12 protein-coding genes are annotated in these 17,295 nt (G+C 39.5%); 3 read left to right on the forward strand and 9 right to left on the reverse strand.

Translation table 11 applies throughout. From position 1 onward, the window contains the following. Positions 1-111: 111 nt before the first annotated feature. The 7 genes from F928_RS08780 to sbnA form a co-directional block, all read right to left on the reverse strand. A complete protein-coding gene (locus F928_RS08780; RefSeq protein ID WP_005073850.1) occupies positions 112-2,361 on the reverse strand; it encodes a TonB-dependent receptor in 2,250 nt (749 codons plus the stop codon). Positions 2,362-2,514: 153 nt separating this feature from the next. Beyond that, positions 2,515-3,288 (reverse strand): HpcH/HpaI aldolase family protein, encoded by a 774-nt coding sequence (locus F928_RS08785; RefSeq protein ID WP_005073851.1) that lies wholly within the window; start codon positions 3,286-3,288, stop codon positions 2,515-2,517. Beyond that, positions 3,281-6,808 carry an IucA/IucC family protein gene (locus F928_RS08790; RefSeq protein ID WP_005073854.1) on the reverse strand — a complete coding sequence of 1,176 codons (3,528 nt, stop codon included), beginning with the start codon at positions 6,806-6,808 and terminating at the stop codon, positions 3,281-3,283. Before F928_RS08790 ends, F928_RS08785 begins: the two co-directional genes overlap by 8 nt. Next, positions 6,805-8,010 (reverse strand): MFS transporter, encoded by a 1,206-nt coding sequence (gene yuxJ / locus F928_RS08795; protein ID WP_005073856.1) that lies wholly within the window; start codon positions 8,008-8,010, stop codon positions 6,805-6,807. Before yuxJ ends, F928_RS08790 begins: the two co-directional genes overlap by 4 nt. Positions 8,011-8,013: 3 nt before the next feature. After that, positions 8,014-9,654, reverse strand: a complete 1,641-nt coding sequence (locus F928_RS08800; protein WP_080632676.1) for an IucA/IucC family protein — start codon at positions 9,652-9,654, stop codon at positions 8,014-8,016. Between the two features lie 71 nt (positions 9,655-9,725). Then, a complete protein-coding gene (sbnB, locus tag F928_RS08805; protein ID WP_002115662.1) occupies positions 9,726-10,739 on the reverse strand; it encodes a 2,3-diaminopropionate biosynthesis protein SbnB in 1,014 nt (337 codons plus the stop codon). A 21-nt stretch (positions 10,740-10,760) separates the two neighbouring features. Then, positions 10,761-11,765 (reverse strand): 2,3-diaminopropionate biosynthesis protein SbnA, encoded by a 1,005-nt coding sequence (gene sbnA, locus F928_RS08810; protein ID WP_005073860.1) that lies wholly within the window; start codon positions 11,763-11,765, stop codon positions 10,761-10,763. A gap of 507 nt (positions 11,766-12,272) precedes the next feature. Here sbnA and F928_RS21910 point away from each other — a divergent pair. After that, entirely contained in the window at positions 12,273-12,389 is a 117-nt protein-coding gene (locus F928_RS21910) for a hypothetical protein (RefSeq protein ID WP_080591647.1), read from the forward strand. A gap of 5 nt (positions 12,390-12,394) precedes the next feature. Here F928_RS21910 and nasF read toward each other — a convergent pair whose 3' ends face one another. Next, the gene (gene nasF, locus F928_RS08815) at positions 12,395-13,417 is read right to left on the reverse strand and encodes an ABC transporter substrate-binding protein (RefSeq protein WP_005073863.1); all 1,023 of its coding nucleotides are present in this window, start codon (positions 13,415-13,417) and stop codon (positions 12,395-12,397) included. Continuing rightward, complete coding sequence (nasT, locus tag F928_RS08820) at positions 13,418-14,008, reverse strand: ANTAR domain-containing response regulator (RefSeq protein WP_002115726.1); 591 nt, start codon at positions 14,006-14,008, stop codon at positions 13,418-13,420. A 384-nt stretch (positions 14,009-14,392) separates the two neighbouring features. On the opposite strand from nasT, the gene F928_RS0103705 reads away from it, so the two are divergent. Together F928_RS0103705 and nirB are read left to right on the forward strand one after the other, a co-directional pair. Continuing rightward, on the forward strand, positions 14,393-14,734 hold the full coding sequence (locus F928_RS0103705) for a hypothetical protein (protein ID WP_017480941.1): 342 nt from the start codon (positions 14,393-14,395) through the stop codon (positions 14,732-14,734). Positions 14,735-14,745: 11 nt separating this feature from the next. Then, positions 14,746-17,292, forward strand: coding sequence for a nitrite reductase large subunit NirB (gene nirB / locus F928_RS08825; RefSeq protein ID WP_005073869.1), 2,547 nt, complete (start codon positions 14,746-14,748; stop codon positions 17,290-17,292). Positions 17,293-17,295: the final 3 nt, after the last annotated feature.

The following is a 17,295-nucleotide window of genomic DNA, read 5'->3' on the forward strand; positions in this document are numbered from 1 at the left end:
GGGTTTACCTCAGGTTAATAATGGAAAAAATAGATAAGGAATTAATATTTTTAATAAAAAAGGAGATCGCATGGATCTCCTTTTTGTGACACATTCAATGTCAGTTTTTGATTACCATTTATGGCTATAAGAAACTTTCAGCGTTGCACCATTTGCTACTAAATGGCTAGTGTTATTACCAGATCTTAATAATTGGCTATAGAGAGGGTAGTACTTGCGGTTAAACATGTTCTCTAAACCAATCGTCACAGTGTCTTTTTTGTTAAGCGCAAAGCTACTGATTAAATCTGCTGTTGTATAAGATTTTACATCATAGCGACCAAAACTATTTACACCGTTTAAGCGGTAGTCTTCTGAACCGAAGTAAGTAGCTTGTAGACGATTCGTCCAAGTTTCAGTTGGACTATAAGAAACGTAAGCTGTGAGTTTTAATGGTGGAATACGGAAGCCTGTCATGTCTTGTTCTGTACCGTTTTGCGGTTTTTCACGGCCTTTCATCCAAGTAACGCTACCACCAGTTCCCCAAACATTGGAATCGTCAAGATAGTCAAAAGTTGCTTCAACACCAGTGACTTTCTCTTTCGTTCTAGTCATATCCAAACTATTACTTACTGGTTGCACAGCGCCAAGGTCAGAAGTAGAGTGGAATACAGCTAAACTTGAAGAGAAGTTATTGAAGTTTCCTTTCCAGCCTAACTCATAGTTATCAACTTTTACAGGTTCTAAGAATGACGAACCAAGGTTAAAACCTGTGCTGGCATTGCGAATAACTACACCGACATCAGGCAACTGGAAACCTTGGTTGAATGATGCATAAATCGAGTGTTGATCATTTGGAGAGAAAGTCACATTAGCATTGTATAACCATGCATCAGCTTTTACTTTTCCGCCCTCAACGGTGTAAGGGTTAGGCTTACCTAATTGTGATAATGGAACAAAGCTATCAATTTGGGCATAGCTGTCTTCATAACGCGTACCAGCTTCTGCTGACCATTGGTCATTAAAGCGGTGTTTTAACTGTACAAAGCCACCCAAACTTTGCGTGGTAAGTTCAGGTAAATAAATAAGTTTGCCAATTTTTACAAACTCTAAGCCACCAGATTGATCATAAATATCAGGATCGAAAATATCTAAAGGCATTTCGCTTTTTTCGCGGCTAAAGTCACCACCCCAAACTAGGGATGTATCACCTAAAAACTCAAGCGGTGTGGTCACAGTTAAGCGGCTACCGAGTACGTTATTTTCTTGATAAACCTGATCCACTTGTCCACCACGTGGGCTGACTTTACCTGGAGCAACACGTGCGTCAAATGGTGAAAAACGGGTAAAGAAGTCACGGTAATAAATTTGAGCATCAACTTTATTGCCAAAAAAGTCTTTATGGTTATAGGTTAAATTGTAGATTTGGTTTTCGTTTTTAGTCTGGTCTTTAAGCTTTAAGCCTTTAATGGCTTTGGCTGGTACAGTTCCGGCAGGGGTATTCTTAACACTTGTGTCAGATGCATAATCTGAGTCTTGCTCGGCATTATAGTAGTTTGCAGCAAATTGTAAGTATTGATTGTCATCAATATGATAACCAAGTTTACCACCTACGCTGTAAGCATCGGCATCATATAAATCGCCCTGACTAGGTTCAGGTGCAACACGGTCACCACTTGCATCGTACGGGCTACCAATACGTTGGTAACCAAAGTCGAGTGCATAGTCAAAAGCGTTAAAGCTGCCTGTGAAATATTGATGAATATCGCCACTAAAAGCATTAGAACGGAAATTTGTTAAAGGTGTTTGAAGCCCAACGACTGTTTTTGCTGTAGGTTCGCCACCCGCAGCTTTTGTGGTAATTGAAATAATACCGCCAGAAGCACCGCCACCATAAATTGCGTTGCTGCCTCGAATCACTTCAATGTTGGCAATGCTTTCAGGGTCAATTGCTGAAAGTCCTCTTGATGTGTCTCGTGTCAGGTTCATTGGAACGCCATCCACCAAGATGAGAGCATTACGACCACGTAAAGTTTGACCATAATCGGTAATGGTGCGGCTTGAGTCTGATAGGCCCGGTACGGCTTTTGCTAAAACGGTTGCAATACTGCCAGATGAACCATTTCTTAAAAGTTCAATTTGTTTTTCATCTAGCTTGGTCACTTGCTTGGCAGAAGTAGAAAGTTCATCTGCACGTGAAGCGGTAATTGTAATTGTAGGAAGTGCCTCAGGCTTTTTTTCAACATCTGTTGTCTCAGAGGTTGAGGCTGCAAAGGCCGAGTTTGAGAGAAAGATGGCCCCACCAAGTGAAAGGAGTGGAATGATATTTTTTACTTCAGACTTCCTCGTAAAAAGTTTGTGACTTTTTATCTTATTTCCCATTGTCTCGCCCTGAGAGTGATTTTAAATTTGTCGAATTATAAGTGAGAATGATTGTAATTCACAATATCGTTGTTGGACAAAAAATAATAAAATTTATTTTTATTAATTGTTGTGTAGAGAAAGGTGCATCCATCGCTCTACACAACTGAAAATTTATGAGATTTCTTTATAAGAATTCAAATGATTTTGATGGGCACGGCGAATAATGCTTCGGTCATCGCCCAGTACAAACAGCTGAACGGATTGTTGTTTCCATGCCGCAATATCTTCAGGTTGTCGGGGAATAGCACAGAAATGCTTTTGACTATTTTTAGTCTTTGCATACATCTCTTGAACTTTTTCTTTCACTTTTGGATGGCTAGATTGCCATGGCATTCCCATAGATTGAGAAAGGTCGGCAGCACCTTCTAGAATAATATCAATACCTTCAACTTTTAATATTTCATCTAGTTGTTCTAGTCCTTCCAAGCTTTCAATCATGGCAACGACAACAGTTTCGTTTGCTGCGTATTGAACAAAACTAGCTAAATCATCCATGCCATATCGATTTAACCTTGTCGAGTTGAGACCTCTTTGCCCAAGAGGCATATAGTGACAATTGTTCACGGCTTCTTGTGCTTGCTGAGCATTTTCTATACGCGGAAAAACAATACCCGTTACCCCTGCATCGAGCAGAGGTAGAACTAAATGGTTGGTGTTTAACGACACCCTCACAAAGACATCAAGACTCATGGCTCTAGCAGCTAAAATCATGGTCTCGACTTGAGACGTACTAAATAAAGTATGTTCCAAGTCGATAATAATAAAGTTGTAGCCCGCAAGTGCCAGTTGCTCGACATTAATGGGAGAGGCTACGGAACAAAATATTCCGTAGAGTGTCTCGCCGTGTGCTATTCGTTTCTTAAAAGAAATCGAAAGCTTATTCATATTCAATTTCCTTAATGAGACTGAGCGGGTTCGGCGTGGTTTGTACTCTTAAGCGAATTTCCGGAAGGAAACGGCGGCTTGCGAGCTGTTCAATATCAATAGTGTCATCTGTAAAGTTAAACAACTCATATCGTTCGGTAAACTCTGGGTGAGCTTCTTTATGCTGATTAATAATGGTTCTTAACATGGTCCAGAATTTGATTTCATCGAAGTCATAATGTTCATTTAAGAAAATCGCTAACTCAGCCAGATTCACAAACCAAAGCGCATCTTGGGTAAAGTCTCTTAACTCATTTGGAGAATGGGTTTCCAAGAACGAGTTTGGGTTAATCTTGGCATGTTCTTTTGGTGCATCTTGTAAGTTAGGTAAAAGCTCGGGCTCACGTAAAAGATGACGACTAAAACGGATACCATCGTGGAAATCTTTCAAGGCTGCCTTAATTGGTAGGCCATTTTTATGAATCAGTACCATGTTTTGTGCATGTGACTCTAAAGCCAGACCGTGGCACCATAAAATATGCATGATAGGTAAATAAGCGTTGGTAAGTAATTTTTCTAACCAGAATTCAATACCATACTCTTGAATCCACTCATCGATTAGTGGTATTTGGTCCGTATCAACTTGCATTAGACCCGTTACAGGCGTTGCTGATTCGCCTTCTTTTAAGTAGCTGTAAATACTTTCGCGCCAAATGCAGGCGAGTGCACCGTATTGAACAGGTAGCGCAATTTGCTGGTTAACTGAAAGACCGCCGATCTCTCTTAAAATAACAGGCTTACGCTGTTTTTCTAAAATATGGTCTTGTTCAACAATGTTATAAAGCCAATCACTCATTTTTGCCGCATTTTGAACGGTATGTGGCGCCAATACACGAGAGGTAGAAGTATTGACCAAGTTCATTGCCAATTTAAGAGAAAGCGCCGACATATCACTAATATTTGATAGGGTTCGAATCGATTGCTGTGGTAAATAAGTCGGACCTTCAATATCTAACGGGATGATCAGTTGGTTGCTGATTGCATCTTGATAATATAATTCAATAATTTTATCCCACTGCCACGGGTGAATTGGAGTGAGGATATAATCTTTAAAATCTATATTTTGCTCTTTCAATTGATCGTTAATGGCTTGTAGATCTTTTTCTGAAAAATGCTGTTTATAAAGCTGCTCTAAGTTAATGGTTTCACTTAAAACCAGTTTGCATAAACTGTTATGAGTTGCCACCCATTGAACCGTAAAACCTTCAGAAAGCTCTGGTGCATATTTTTGATTTTCTTTTAAATCGAAGCCGATACGAGACTTAAAACTCGGGTGATATAAATGGGCGTTGGTAATCCGCGCTTCTTGTTCTAAATAAGGCAAAGTTCTTAAAGGTTGGGCAGGTACTTGGCTCAAAGTCTGCGCATGTTTAACGTAAGTTAAATTGAGTTCATCATTAAAGTTTTGCCATTTAACTGGGTCAGCTTCAATAATGTTTTTTAAATCGGCAAGTAGCGTTTTTAAGCTAGGACGAGTTTCAGCATCTAAACTAATATCAGAACGGACTAAACTCGAAGGATTTAACTTAATTCGTTTAAAACTGAAATGTCGTTTAGCCGTGCAAGTATAAAAAACGGTATCGGAAACATAAAATTTGATCTGACCTTTAGAAAACTCGTATTTAAAAGTATTTTCAAAAATGAGTGCTTCTAATAATTGGCCCATCACGCGATTTTCCGCGAAGGTTTTATAATCGGTTTGTTGTGTTGCTTGAAGAGGGTAAAGCGCTTCTGCACCGCGATATTTATAAATAGGGTTTTCAACTTCAATCCAGATTGGATTGCCACCACTGTGATAGAGCGTATTTAACATATTTGCCTTAATTGGTAATGTGAGTGAATTAATTAATAAATCGCGATATTGCTGGCCTTTGGCGCTAAAATTTTCTTGCGTGAGCGTAAGGCGTGTGGCTTGCCAAAGTTCAGATTCTTCAATCACGGTAACTCGTGCAATTGCACTGATGAGATGAGCAATGTGATTGATCACAAGGTAATATTTTAAAAAGGTCCACGCATCTTTCTGAGAGAACCAAGCGGTACTATCTTCAGAAATAGATGAGTCGTCTTCTATCATTTCTGGAACAATGCTAATGCCTTCCATGTCTCGAAGAATAAGGCGATGTGGATAGCCATTTTTAAATTCCATTAAACTATTTTGCATGTGCGCTTCTACACTAATGCCTTTGTTTGCAAACAACTCAATTAATGGAATGAGTGAAACTTTAACGTACTGTTTCCACCAGAAAGTAATGAAGTCTTTGGCATCTTTCAATTGTAGATTTTGGTTGGGTGCCGCTTGCTGAATAATGCTTAAAAGCGGGATTTGATGGTTTTCATTTTCTTCAACCAAGCCACCGAGCATTCTGGTATTTTCTAATGTCTCTGGCGTGAGTCCTGCTCTATAAAGAATACCAAATGAACTTTCAAGCTCTGGAATTTTGACTGTTTTTGCCTCTAACTCCGGCAGAATCAAAAGATCAGGATATTGCTCATTAATCTTGTGATTGATAATAATTTTGCTCGCATCAATCGCGCGTTCCATTTCATCCATTGGGTTATTACGAATGAAACTGGTAATTCGTACATCAATTGATAGCTTTAAGAATAGATTCGATTGAGGCAACCATACTGTACGAACGGATGAGGTCGGCCATACGGTTTGACCTAAAGCTCCCAGATAGATCACGTCTTGGTTATCTAAATATTTCTTCAAAGATGGATGTTGACGTAAGAAGTTAGCTTGCCACGGATGGGTTGGCATTAGCTCGTAATTTGCTAAGTTTTCTTGTAAACGTTCTTTTGCTGTTTCTAAAACTTCATCTTCAACACGATGAGAAGACTGTTCTTCACTTACAAGCTTTTGGATTAAAGAAGAATGAATTGCAAAGTAATGAAGTTGGAAACTTGCGCCTAACTCAGGGCTATACTTCTTCATGTCTTCTTTAGAGAAACCTAAATTGGCTTTAGAAGTCACATGAAAAGGGTGCCCATATAACATGCCTTGTTCGGTTGCCTGAAAACCACTTAACGCTTTAGTTACTGTTTGGGAAGGCTTATTTTCTAAAAAGAATTTTGTGTTCTCGATACTATTGGCAATATCAGAATATAGATTCTTATTTTGGTTTTTATCTTTAAATAAGCTATTCAATTCATCTGTAATCAGCTTCACTAATTTTTTAGGGTCGGTGAGTGAGTCAAAAGTATTTTCGCTTAAATTTTGCAGGGTAAAACCACGTTGATATCTATGATAACCAGTGGTGGATAGATGCTGAACTGCACCATAAACAATCGTGTTAGATGCATTAAAAGTATAAGCAAAATACAGGGTGTCTGGGCGCTCTGCATACAGTGTGAATAAAGGAGAATCTTGAGCTGGGATAATATGCTTTTCAAGATTTACTTTGAGTTCACGAAAGAAAGTATTCAGGTACTGTTCGAAAAGTTTATAAGACCATGCATCGGTTGTAATAATTGAGTTCATTCTTGTGCCTCTTCTAAAATTGTATCCATTAAGAATCTGTTCAAAATCACCACTAATCCCGCACCGATAAAAAATAGTGAGGTGCAGATTAATGCAGCAGTAATATTGAAAAATGAGTAGGTGAGCGTGATCGTGATTGGGCCAATAAGTTGTCCTAAGACAAAGGCACTGTTAGAAATACCAATCACTTTTCCTTGGCTTTGAGCGCCGGCTTTTAGAGAAATTGTGTGCAAGATCGAAGGAATAAGGGCTGCAAAGCAGAAGCCTTGTATGAGTCGTAATACAAGAATCAGCCAGAGATTAGAAACCCAGATCAATGCGAAAATCGTGATGCCGCAAATTAAGGATGCGTAAATGAAGTTATTAAAAGAATCTCCTTTATCATCATTTCTTTTTCCCCAATAGGTTGCAGCAATAAATGCTGCTCCCCATGAAAGCGCATGAATTGTTCCCGTTAAACTCGCAGCAGATAACGATGAGTGAGTGCTTTGGCTTATTTCACTAATGTATAAAACAAAGCATGACACCAAACCAAAGCCGCCCGCTTGAACCAAAATGCCGGCGCTTAACCATGAAAAAATCGTTCTATCAAAGAAAGCTGGAAGCTTAGATTTCTCTTTGGTTTTTGTGGTTTCGGTTTTAACGGGATTGGTTAATACAAATGACGCAATCACAATGAGTGTCATCACAACAAATGCTGTCGCGTTGAGTAATACTTCAACCCGCCATTGATCCATAAATATCCCGCCGAGCACGGGACCACATAGGCAAGCTAGCGCAACACTACTTTGTAGTTGCCCAAAAGCGGCACCACGTTGTTGTTCATTAGAAAGATATGAAACATAGGCATTTAAAATCACGGAAAGACCGCAAAAACCCAGTAAAATTCGCGCGAAAATAAACAGGTATAAATGCTGGGCGCTCGCCATGAGCAGTATTGAAATACAGAAACCAGCCAGAGAAAGTAACAAGGCTTTTTTATGGCCGAATGTGTCGGATAGATGACCCACAATTGGTGCTGTAAATAAGCTGCCAATAGCTGGAGCTGCGAGTGCCAAACCTGCCCAGATAGTGGGAGCACTCATATGCGCAGTCAGTTTTTCCATATAGAGCGGCATGATTGGAATCAGCACCATGAGCCCGAAAGTGGAAAAAAACTGACAGAGCAAAATAATGAAATGATCTAGGCGAGATGAGCGCATGATTTAGATGTCCATGGTCTCATAGCTAGAAACAGATAAGCTGTGATAAGGGTTTGGCGTACTTCCGATTTTACTTGGCATGCCCGTTGAGTCGCTTTCTTGCGCAAGTAAAGGCGTAAGTAGCTGTTTGAACGGCCAAGTCTTATTGTCAAAAAGATAAGTTTGAATTTGCGATTTTGTTTGTTCTGAAATAGGTTGGGTTTCTACAAAATTTTGAATAATGTCTTGAACCATCTCCCAGAAATCGTTTTCCGTTCGATCCGTATATTTCAAGGTAGCTAAAGCAATCGGGTAGAGGTTAATTTGAATCCCTAAGGTAATGAAGTAATTAAATAAGTCTTCATTTTTAGTAAAGATAAGATTGTTCGGTGTGCTCGTATCGATGGTATAAATCGGAGGTGTAAAACCATTTTCTTCAATGGCTGTGGTACATATTCTTAAGGTATCGTGGTCACGCAAAACAAAGCATTTAAACTTATTATTTTCATAACACACCATGGTGTTTTGCCCGTGGCATTCAGGCATGATGCCTTTCGCCCAAAGCGTTAAGAATGTTTGAATAAAATGAACACTTAAGTCTTTTAGTAATGACCATTTGTCACCTTCAACGCCTAAAGCTTCCCAAGGGTCGACATACGTACAGCTTAAAGCTGACATAGTGATTGGCGTGACGTTTTTATCTTGGCAAAAGTCGGGTAAATGTCTGACTTGGCAGCCGATTACACCTAAATTCTTTACAATAGGCTCTTGTTTACCGAGCACCCACCAATGTGTTTCATTACTCAAAAAGAGGCGATTTTTTAATAAAGCAGTTTCATTAATGACGTCATTTAAAAAATCATAAGCCGTATGTCCATTCATTAAATAACGGCCTGGCATAGAGCGGATTGCGCCTAATGTTTTGGCATTGGTTGAGAGTTTTAAATGTAGATTCGGGTTTGCGTTGTGAATAAGCGTTCTTAATGAAGAAGTCGGTAAACCAATTGTCGTGACATGGTTTAGGTTAATACCGTCGTACTTATTTTCATCAAACTTTAAATAGCGATGTTGAGTCTCTAACAAAGGTAGGGCTAAGTAATCATCTGAAAGCTGAGCCATTTTGTCAGCAATAAGACGTTCCTCAACTTCTGATAACAGAAGCTCTTTATGAGGAATCGACTCCATATTATTGATCACGTCATCTTTCTTAAATGCCCACCAATACACCTCAATTTCTTTTTGAGTTGTGAGTGGGGCAAGTTCACCTTTTGAGTGAGCGAACGGATGAAATGGACGATCAGCTACTAGTGATAGCAATTCACTAGTAATCAAAGGCGAAGAAAATGAAAGGGCTGACTGTAAAAGTTGAGGAATTTTTTCAGCCGTTACTAAGTTATCTAGCCAATAATCAATCACTTTTTGATGGTGTGGAGATGGCCACCAAGTTGCTTTAGTTAAATAGTTAAAAACTTCAGAAATAGAAATTTTAGAAGTTGTATTGCTCAAGAGCTTATGAAGCAAAACTTCGGGTTGGGTAACATAGAAAGGATTTACACCATCTACTTTTAAACAGCTGAAATAGAGTTCCAACTCATCATTGAGAGTAATTGCCAGATAAGGCTTTTTATAGGAAATATAATCTTTAAAATCTCCATAATTCTCCATGTAGAGTGCGTCTATCGTTTTTTGTAGTTGTGCTGTGTAAATCCGATCTAACATTTTAGTTATTCCTATTCTTATAAAAGCGGTAGAACCGTGCCAACGTTTTGTTCTTGTGCAGCATTGAAGAACCATTTAGCGCAGACAATGTCATCAATCGCCATGCCCATTGGGTTGAGCAAAATGATTTCATCTTCGTGTTCGCGGCCGTTTTTATGACCAATAATGATGTCGCCAAGTTCAGCATGTAGTTTTTCACGGCTGAATAAGCCATCTTCAACCAGCACATTGATAACTTTCTTTTCTCGGTTTGATTGGTCCCAGTCATCCACAATGACTTTGTCCACTTTTAAGAAGACTTCAGGCTCGATATCCATAATTGAAATATTTGAAACAAAGCAGCCTTTTTTAAGCCACTCAAATGGAATGTAAGGTTTATCTGAAACTGTGCAGGTAATGAGGACATCGGCTTGTTGAATCGCAGACTTAGCACTGTCATGAATTTCAATTTCTAAATTCGGATATTCTGATAAAAACAATGCTTTGAGTTTTTCAGCTGCTTCAGGGTTCACATCAAATAAATGGATTTTTTTCACTTGAGCATATTGTTCAAGCACAGTTTTAATCTGCATTTGAGCAATTGGTCCGCAGCCAATCACGGTAATGTCTGAAAAGTCTTTTTTCGCTAGATATTTAATCGAAACACCAGTAATTGCCGCAGTTCGCATGGCACTAATTAAGCTGCCTTCCATCACCGCGACCGGATAGTTTGTTTCTGAGTCATTTAAAACAATCAGTGCGCTAGCACGCGGAATATTGAATTTTTTAGGGTTATGTTGTCTTGAACCAATCCATTTAATTCCGGCAATCGGGTCATTGCCACCTAAATAGCAAGGCATGGCAATAATACGGTCAGCAATATGGTCTGCACCTTGCCAGCGAAGATAAGGTTTTAAAGGTTGAACAAACTGTTTATTTGCATGCAGGGTTAAACCTTCAGTAATCGCTTCAATAAATGAATTACTATGATTTGCGCCAAGATTTAATAAATCTGATTGACTTAAGTAGCGAAGGGTAGCCAAATTGCTCATGAATATTTCCTAAGGAGAAGGTTAAACAACATTTTGTAAAGTAAGGTTTTCTTGGCGTCGTACGTTTCGATTGAAGTGGCGCTTCTTGATCATTTCGAACCATTCATCTTCATAAACCAGATCGAGATAACGGTCACCGCGATCGGGCAACAGTGTTAAGACGCACGATCCATCAGGAATGGTTGGAATCAGTTTCTTGATGGCTGAAATTGATGAGCCACTTGAACCACCTGCAAAAATTCCTTCATGTTCAAGAAGCTCTCTGCAACCGAGTGCTGACTCATAGTCATCTACATAAATGACATCATCGATTTCATCGGGGGAGAGTAGCGGTGGGACTGTACTTGCACCAATTCCAGGAATTTCGCGTGGACCAGATGTACCACCGAACAACACAGAGCCGACGATATCGACTGCGATCACTTTTAATTCTGGAAATCTTTCTTTAAGGCGACGAGATACGCCCATAATCGTGCCAGAGGTACTTGCCCCAATCACGAGGTAATCAATCTTGCGATCAATTTGATTTAGGATTTCTTCTGCTTCTCCAAAATAATGGCTTTTCCAGTTATTTGGGTTTGCATACTGATTAATCCAAACAGCATTTGGAAGCTGTTGGCAGAGTCGTTTTACAGTGTCAATTCTGGTTTTTAAATAACCGCCGTTTTGGTCTTTTTCAGAGACCATTTCGATATTGGCCTTGTAGAGCTTCAACATTTGTAAGTTTGCTGAGGCAATTTTTGGGTCAATAACGGCAGTAAATTTTAATCCATATATTTTGCAAGCCATTGCAAGCGCAATCGCTAAGTTCCCTGATGAGCTTTCAACAATGTGACTATCTTTATTAATCACTCCAGATTTCAGGCCTTCCTGTAGCATGAATAATGCCGGACGGTCTTTAATACTTCCTCCTGGGTTTAACAATTCCATTTTCGCAATCACTGAGATCGATTGATGCGTGAATAGCCTTGATAATTGTAGTAGTGGCGTTTTACCTATGCAGTCGAGAATATTTTCATGGATCATGGTAGATCTTCTCAGGTTTTTATGTGGTGTGAATGATAATGATTATTAATTTAATTATTATTACCATTTGTGCCATGATTGTTGCGGTTTGTAACTGAAAACAGGATGGACTTAGAGGATTTTTCACTAATTTTTTTTATCTAATTATTTGAATCGTAATATTTAAGTTTTACAAAAGGATTAATAAATAAATCTTTTTAAATATAATGACATAGGCAATAAATTACTTTAGAGCTAAAAAAATTAATTTAATTAAGACAGATGCGAGAAATTATTTTGAAGAAATAAAATGAAATTTATGACCTCACCCGCGTAATTGATGCATCACTATTCTGTAGTGAGTATGGGTAAATTTAAGGCTTGAAAAAGAGAGAGGTATTTAAAGACTGACTTAAGATGCTTTGAATAATGAACTGAAATTGATCAAGTGGCAGTTATTGATATGAAAATGTCTGAAAATGATACGCTTAGATAGATATGATCATTTCCATAAGCGCTATATTTTCAATGGATCAGTTGAGCCTAGAAAATATAGGAATGCGTGTTTCGCATTTTGTCTTATGGGTCTTTCAAGCTGTCTTTGTCATAAAAGACAGCTTTTTTTTATGGCGATTTAATAAGTAGAAAAGTTATGAACGATAGTGTTGTTTAGCTTGTTCATAAGCCTCAAGATTAATGCATTGAGCACCCAAGCTTGTGATTTGTGCTTGGTCGAGTTGAAGTTCATCCCATTTTTGCATTTGCTCGAGCAGCCAATAAAAGTCTTCAACTTTTGGAAGTGCACTTTCTTTTACTAAATGACGGACAATATCCTGAATCATATAGTATTTGTCGACATGTACTTCTTCTGAACAATGGAAGCGCACAATTCCAAACTCAACTAATAATTTTAAAATTGGAGCAAAATCGTCTAACTCACTCAATTCTTGTTGGGCTTTCATAATTGCCGTGGTGAGTGCAACCAGTGTTTGTGGATGCTGTTCAGCCCATTCTTGAGTTACGGCTAGAACCTTATCAGCCACAGGTGGAATAATGTTTTGACTTGAGCAAATCATTTTACTTAAGCCTAAAAGCTCGCCTTGAGTATTCCAAGGTTCTCCGACACAAAAACCATCAATCACATGTTTGTCTAATGCTTCGACCATATAAGGTGGTGGTAATATTTTAAGCTGGATAGATTGTGCAAGTTCAGGATTTGCTAAAGCGAGCCATTCTCTTAAACAATAATGGTGAATAGAATGCTTAAATACATGTGCTAAGGAAAGAGAATGTCCTTGTTCAAGATAGCTTGCCACTTTTTGCGCTGTTACTTGGGCCGTATCATTTTTTTGAATTGCAAGTTGATGAGTAAGTTTTTGACTTAAGCTAATGAAAGCACGATTTTCACTTAAAACCAGTGATGTTTGCAGTGGCGTGCCAATTTGATCTGTGCCTACAGCCGCTGCAGGTAACATTGCAGATAAGCAATGCGCTGCATCTAATAGACCAAAAGCAAGACGGTCTCGAAGACTTGCCCAAGATGGTTCTTTAACTAAAGTGACGTCTAAACCGACTTCCTCAAAGAAGCCTCTTTGTTTTGCCCAAAGCAATGCAAGACAATCAAGCAAAGGAATATAGCCGAGTTGTAATTGAGTCTTTTCTAATGTGCTCATTTATTCATCCTTTAGTTGATTGTTGAGTAATTTTTGGGCATCAAGTAACCGCCGTGCCATTTCTCCAATCGTTATACGGTGACTCATGGCATTTTTTCTAAGAAGTTGGAAAGCTGTATCTTCAGGTAAGCCATGCAGTTGCATGAGTAATACTTTGGCCTTTTCAACATCTTTACGATCAGCCAGTTTTGTTTGAGCCTCTTTTAAATCACCTTCGAGTTTTTTGTGCTTTTTATATTGCTCAATCGAGATTTCTAAAATGGTATGTAAACGGGCAGGGTCTATGCCATCTACAATATAAGCCGTTACTCCCGCATCGATGGCTTGTTTGATGGTGTCTTTATCTGAATTTTTAGTGAACAGGACAGTCGGTAGGTCATAGCTACTCACACAACTTTCAATAATGTCACGATGAGGATGATCCATATCGAGCAAGATCACATCGGCTTGTAAATGCTCGAGACGAAAAATATTTAAATGGTCCAAAGTAAGGCAAGCGACCACTTCAAAATCATTTTCAAGCAGACTTTTTCTTATATAGTCTGCTCGCGCATGATCATCATCAATAAGGGCTATTTTGAGTTTTGGCATAAGTTCAGAAAATCAGGCTAAGAAAATGCGCCAATTCGACGCGTTTTTTGTTATGAGGTTTTAAGCAAGATTAGTGCCATCCAAAACTAAACAAAAAATCCAGTTTAAGTGGCATTTCAGCAAGCTAAAGAATGAATGTGGTCAGTCTTGGTGCAAAAATACGATTCATTTTGTGGCAAGACATATTTTTATCTTAACCATTTAAGTGTACCGCGATGGGGCAAATAGAATAAGACATTATTTTTATAAGATAGCTGGCGAAATTATATCTATATGAAATTAAAAATAAAAAATTTTTAAATTAAATTTATATAAGGATTGGCATGCAAAATGCTTACTTAATTACAGGTCGAAGACGACCATAAGTTTTAAAGACGGCCAACGATGTCCGTTCTGATCGAATTTGTGAGTGCAACTGTGCACACAAAGAATTTACGTTCAGTCGGAGTGAAGGCCATGTCTTTATTTTTATTGCATAAAAAAGTTACATCTGAATTATCTAATTTTTCAGTTCCAGCGATGCGAGCCTTCTCTATGGGGGGGCTCGCTTTTTTTATTTCTTTTTATGACTTTGCTGTGCATTGGGTGTCATTAACGAGTGGGAAAAATGGATTCCAAGCAGCTACATGCTTTGTGAGATTGATTCGCTTCTCGGTAGAACACAAGGCAAAAAAACAACGTCTATTTGAGAACGCAATAACGCAGCTTAAAAGCAACGTGATTTGAGGAGAAACACTATGAAATTGGTAATGATTGGTCATGGTATGGTGGGCCACAAATTCATCGAAGCCATTTTAGAAAAAGCAGATGATGAACTGGAAATCACGATTCTCGCGGAAGAACCTCGTATCGCGTATGACCGTGTACATTTAACCGAATATTTCTCAGGGAAATCGGCAAAAGATTTATCTTTAGCTCGTTTTGACTTTGCTGATGCACATGGCATTGACTTACGTTTAAACACCAAAGCCACAGCAATTAATACAGCTGCGCAAACAGTTACAACCAATCATGGTGATGTCATCAGCTATGACAAATTGGTATTGGCAACAGGTTCGTATGCATTCGTTCCACCAATTCCGGGGAATGACCGCGAAAACTGCTTTGTTTACCGTACGATTGAAGATTTAGACGCGATTCGTGCAGCGAGTCTTAATGCAAAAACAGGTGTAGTGATTGGTGGTGGTTTACTTGGACTTGAAGCTGCAAAAGCTTTACGTGATTTAGATCTAGAAACGCACGTTGTTGAGTTTGCGCCACGTTTAATGGCAGTTCAAATTGATGATTTGGGCGGTAAAGTTTTACGTCGTAAAATTGAAGACCTTGGTGTAAAAGTTCATACACAAAAAGCGACACAATCTATCGAATGTGGCAACAGCACTACACATGTAATGAAATTTGCAGATGGTAGCGAGCTTGAAGCAGATGTCATTTTATTCTCTGCGGGGATCCGTCCACGTGATGAACTTGCACGTAACAGTGGTCTCGCGATTGGTGAGCGTGGCGGTATTGTCATTAATGATTACTGCCAAACTTCAGATAACAACATTTATGCCATTGGTGAGTGTGCGCTTTGGCAAAATAAAATTTATGGCCTAGTTGCACCGGGCTATGACATGGCGCGTATTGCAGCAAAACATATTTTAGATGAAGAGTGTCATTGCTTCGCTGGTGCAGACATGAGCACTAAGTTGAAGTTGATGGGTGTAGACGTTGCTTCTGTAGGTGATGCTCATGCCATGACTCCGGGTGCATTAAGCTATTTCTATGCAGATGAGCATGCACTGGTTTATAAAAAGATAGTTGTAAATGCAGATAAAACCAAATTGCTGGGTGCGGTTTTGGTGGGCGATGCGAAAGAGTACAACGACCTTTTACAAATGATGTTAAACGGTCTGGCTTTACCTGAAGTTCCTGAAAGCTTGATTATGCCTGGCTTTGAACAATCAGCAGGTAAGTCTGGTGGTAGCGGTGTAGATTTACTTCCAGACAGCGCGACCATTTGTTCATGTAACAACGTATCAAAAGCGGACATCTGCCAAGCAATTAGCGATGGTTCGACCTCTTTAGGTGCATTAAAGAAATGCACCAAAGCAGCAACAGCCTGTGGTGGCTGTGCACCATTAGTGACACAAGTGTTGAAGTCAGAGTTACAACGTCAAGGTGTGACTGTAAATAACCACATTTGCGAACACTTCCCGTACTCGCGTCAAGAGTTGTATCACTTGGTTCGTGTCAATGAAATTAAGACATTCGATGATTTGATTCATCAACATGGTCATGGTTTAGGTTGTGATATCTGTAAACCTGCTGCCGCAAATATTTTGGCATCTTGCTGGAACGATTTCGTACTTGAGCCAAGTCATGCAGGCTTACAAGACAGTAATGACTACTATTTGGGGAACATCCAAAAAGACGGTTCTTACTCGGTTGTACCGCGTATGGCAGGTGGTGAGGTGACTCCAGATGGTTTAATCGCGATTGGTCAAATTGCAAAGAAATATAACCTGTACACCAAAATTACTGGCGGTCAACGCGTTGACATGTTTGGTGCGCAAGTTCACGAGCTTCCATTCATTTGGGAAGAGTTAAATGCTGCTGGTTTCGAGTCTGGTCATGCTTACGGTAAATCATTGCGTACCGTGAAATCATGTGTGGGTAGCACATGGTGCCGTTACGGGGTAGACAACTCGGTTGGTTTAGCGATTGAGCTTGAAAACCGCTACAAAGGTTTGCGTTCACCACATAAGTTGAAAATGGCGGTGTCTGGCTGTACGCGTGAGTGTGCGGAAGCGCAAGGTAAAGATGTGGGTATTATCGCGACCGAAAAAGGTTGGAACCTTTATGTATGTGGTAACGGTGGTATGAAACCACGTCATGCCGAGTTACTTGCATCTGACCTTGATAAAGCAACGCTCATCCGTTACATCGACCGTTTCTATATGTTCTACATTCAAACCGCAGACCGCTTACAACGTACCAGTGTATGGCGCGACAACATGGAAGGCGGCTTAGATTACCTTAAATCTGTAGTTGTGGATGATTCACTTGGTTTGGCTGCCGAGCTTGAGCGCCGTATGGAACACATTATTGGCACATATCAAGACGAATGGCGTACTGCGGTGGAAAATCCTGAAGTTCGTAAACGCTTCCAAACGTATATCAACGCAGGAGCGAGTGAACAGGCCGATCCACACATTCAATTTACAACTGAACGTGGTCAAATCCGCCCCTTAACTGAAGCTGAACGTTCAGAAGACCGTATTCCAATGGTTGAAGCATAAAGG

This window comes from Acinetobacter pittii ATCC 19004 = CIP 70.29 (assembly GCF_000369045.1).
GTDB classification, from domain to species: Bacteria; Pseudomonadota; Gammaproteobacteria; order Pseudomonadales; family Moraxellaceae; genus Acinetobacter; species Acinetobacter pittii.

Coding starts and splice junctions, on each gene's coding strand:
- F928_RS08780 (WP_005073850.1), bottom strand. CDS start 2,361: ATGGGAAATAAGATAAAAAGTCACAAACTTTTTACGAGGAAGTCTGAA.
- F928_RS08785 (WP_005073851.1), bottom strand. CDS start 3,288: ATGAATAAGCTTTCGATTTCTTTTAAGAAACGAATAGCACACGGCGAG.
- F928_RS08790 (WP_005073854.1), bottom strand. CDS start 6,808: ATGAACTCAATTATTACAACCGATGCATGGTCTTATAAACTTTTCGAA.
- yuxJ (WP_005073856.1), bottom strand. CDS start 8,010: ATGCGCTCATCTCGCCTAGATCATTTCATTATTTTGCTCTGTCAGTTT.
- F928_RS08800 (WP_080632676.1), bottom strand. CDS start 9,654: ATGGAGAATTATGGAGATTTTAAAGATTATATTTCCTATAAAAAGCCT.
- sbnB (WP_002115662.1), bottom strand. CDS start 10,739: ATGAGCAATTTGGCTACCCTTCGCTACTTAAGTCAATCAGATTTATTA.
- sbnA (WP_005073860.1), bottom strand. CDS start 11,765: ATGATCCATGAAAATATTCTCGACTGCATAGGTAAAACGCCACTACTA.
- F928_RS21910 (WP_080591647.1), top strand. CDS start 12,273: ATGGATCAGTTGAGCCTAGAAAATATAGGAATGCGTGTTTCGCATTTT.
- nasF (WP_005073863.1), bottom strand. CDS start 13,417: ATGAGCACATTAGAAAAGACTCAATTACAACTCGGCTATATTCCTTTG.
- nasT (WP_002115726.1), bottom strand. CDS start 14,008: ATGCCAAAACTCAAAATAGCCCTTATTGATGATGATCATGCGCGAGCA.
- F928_RS0103705 (WP_017480941.1), top strand. CDS start 14,393: ATGTCCGTTCTGATCGAATTTGTGAGTGCAACTGTGCACACAAAGAAT.
- nirB (WP_005073869.1), top strand. CDS start 14,746: ATGAAATTGGTAATGATTGGTCATGGTATGGTGGGCCACAAATTCATC.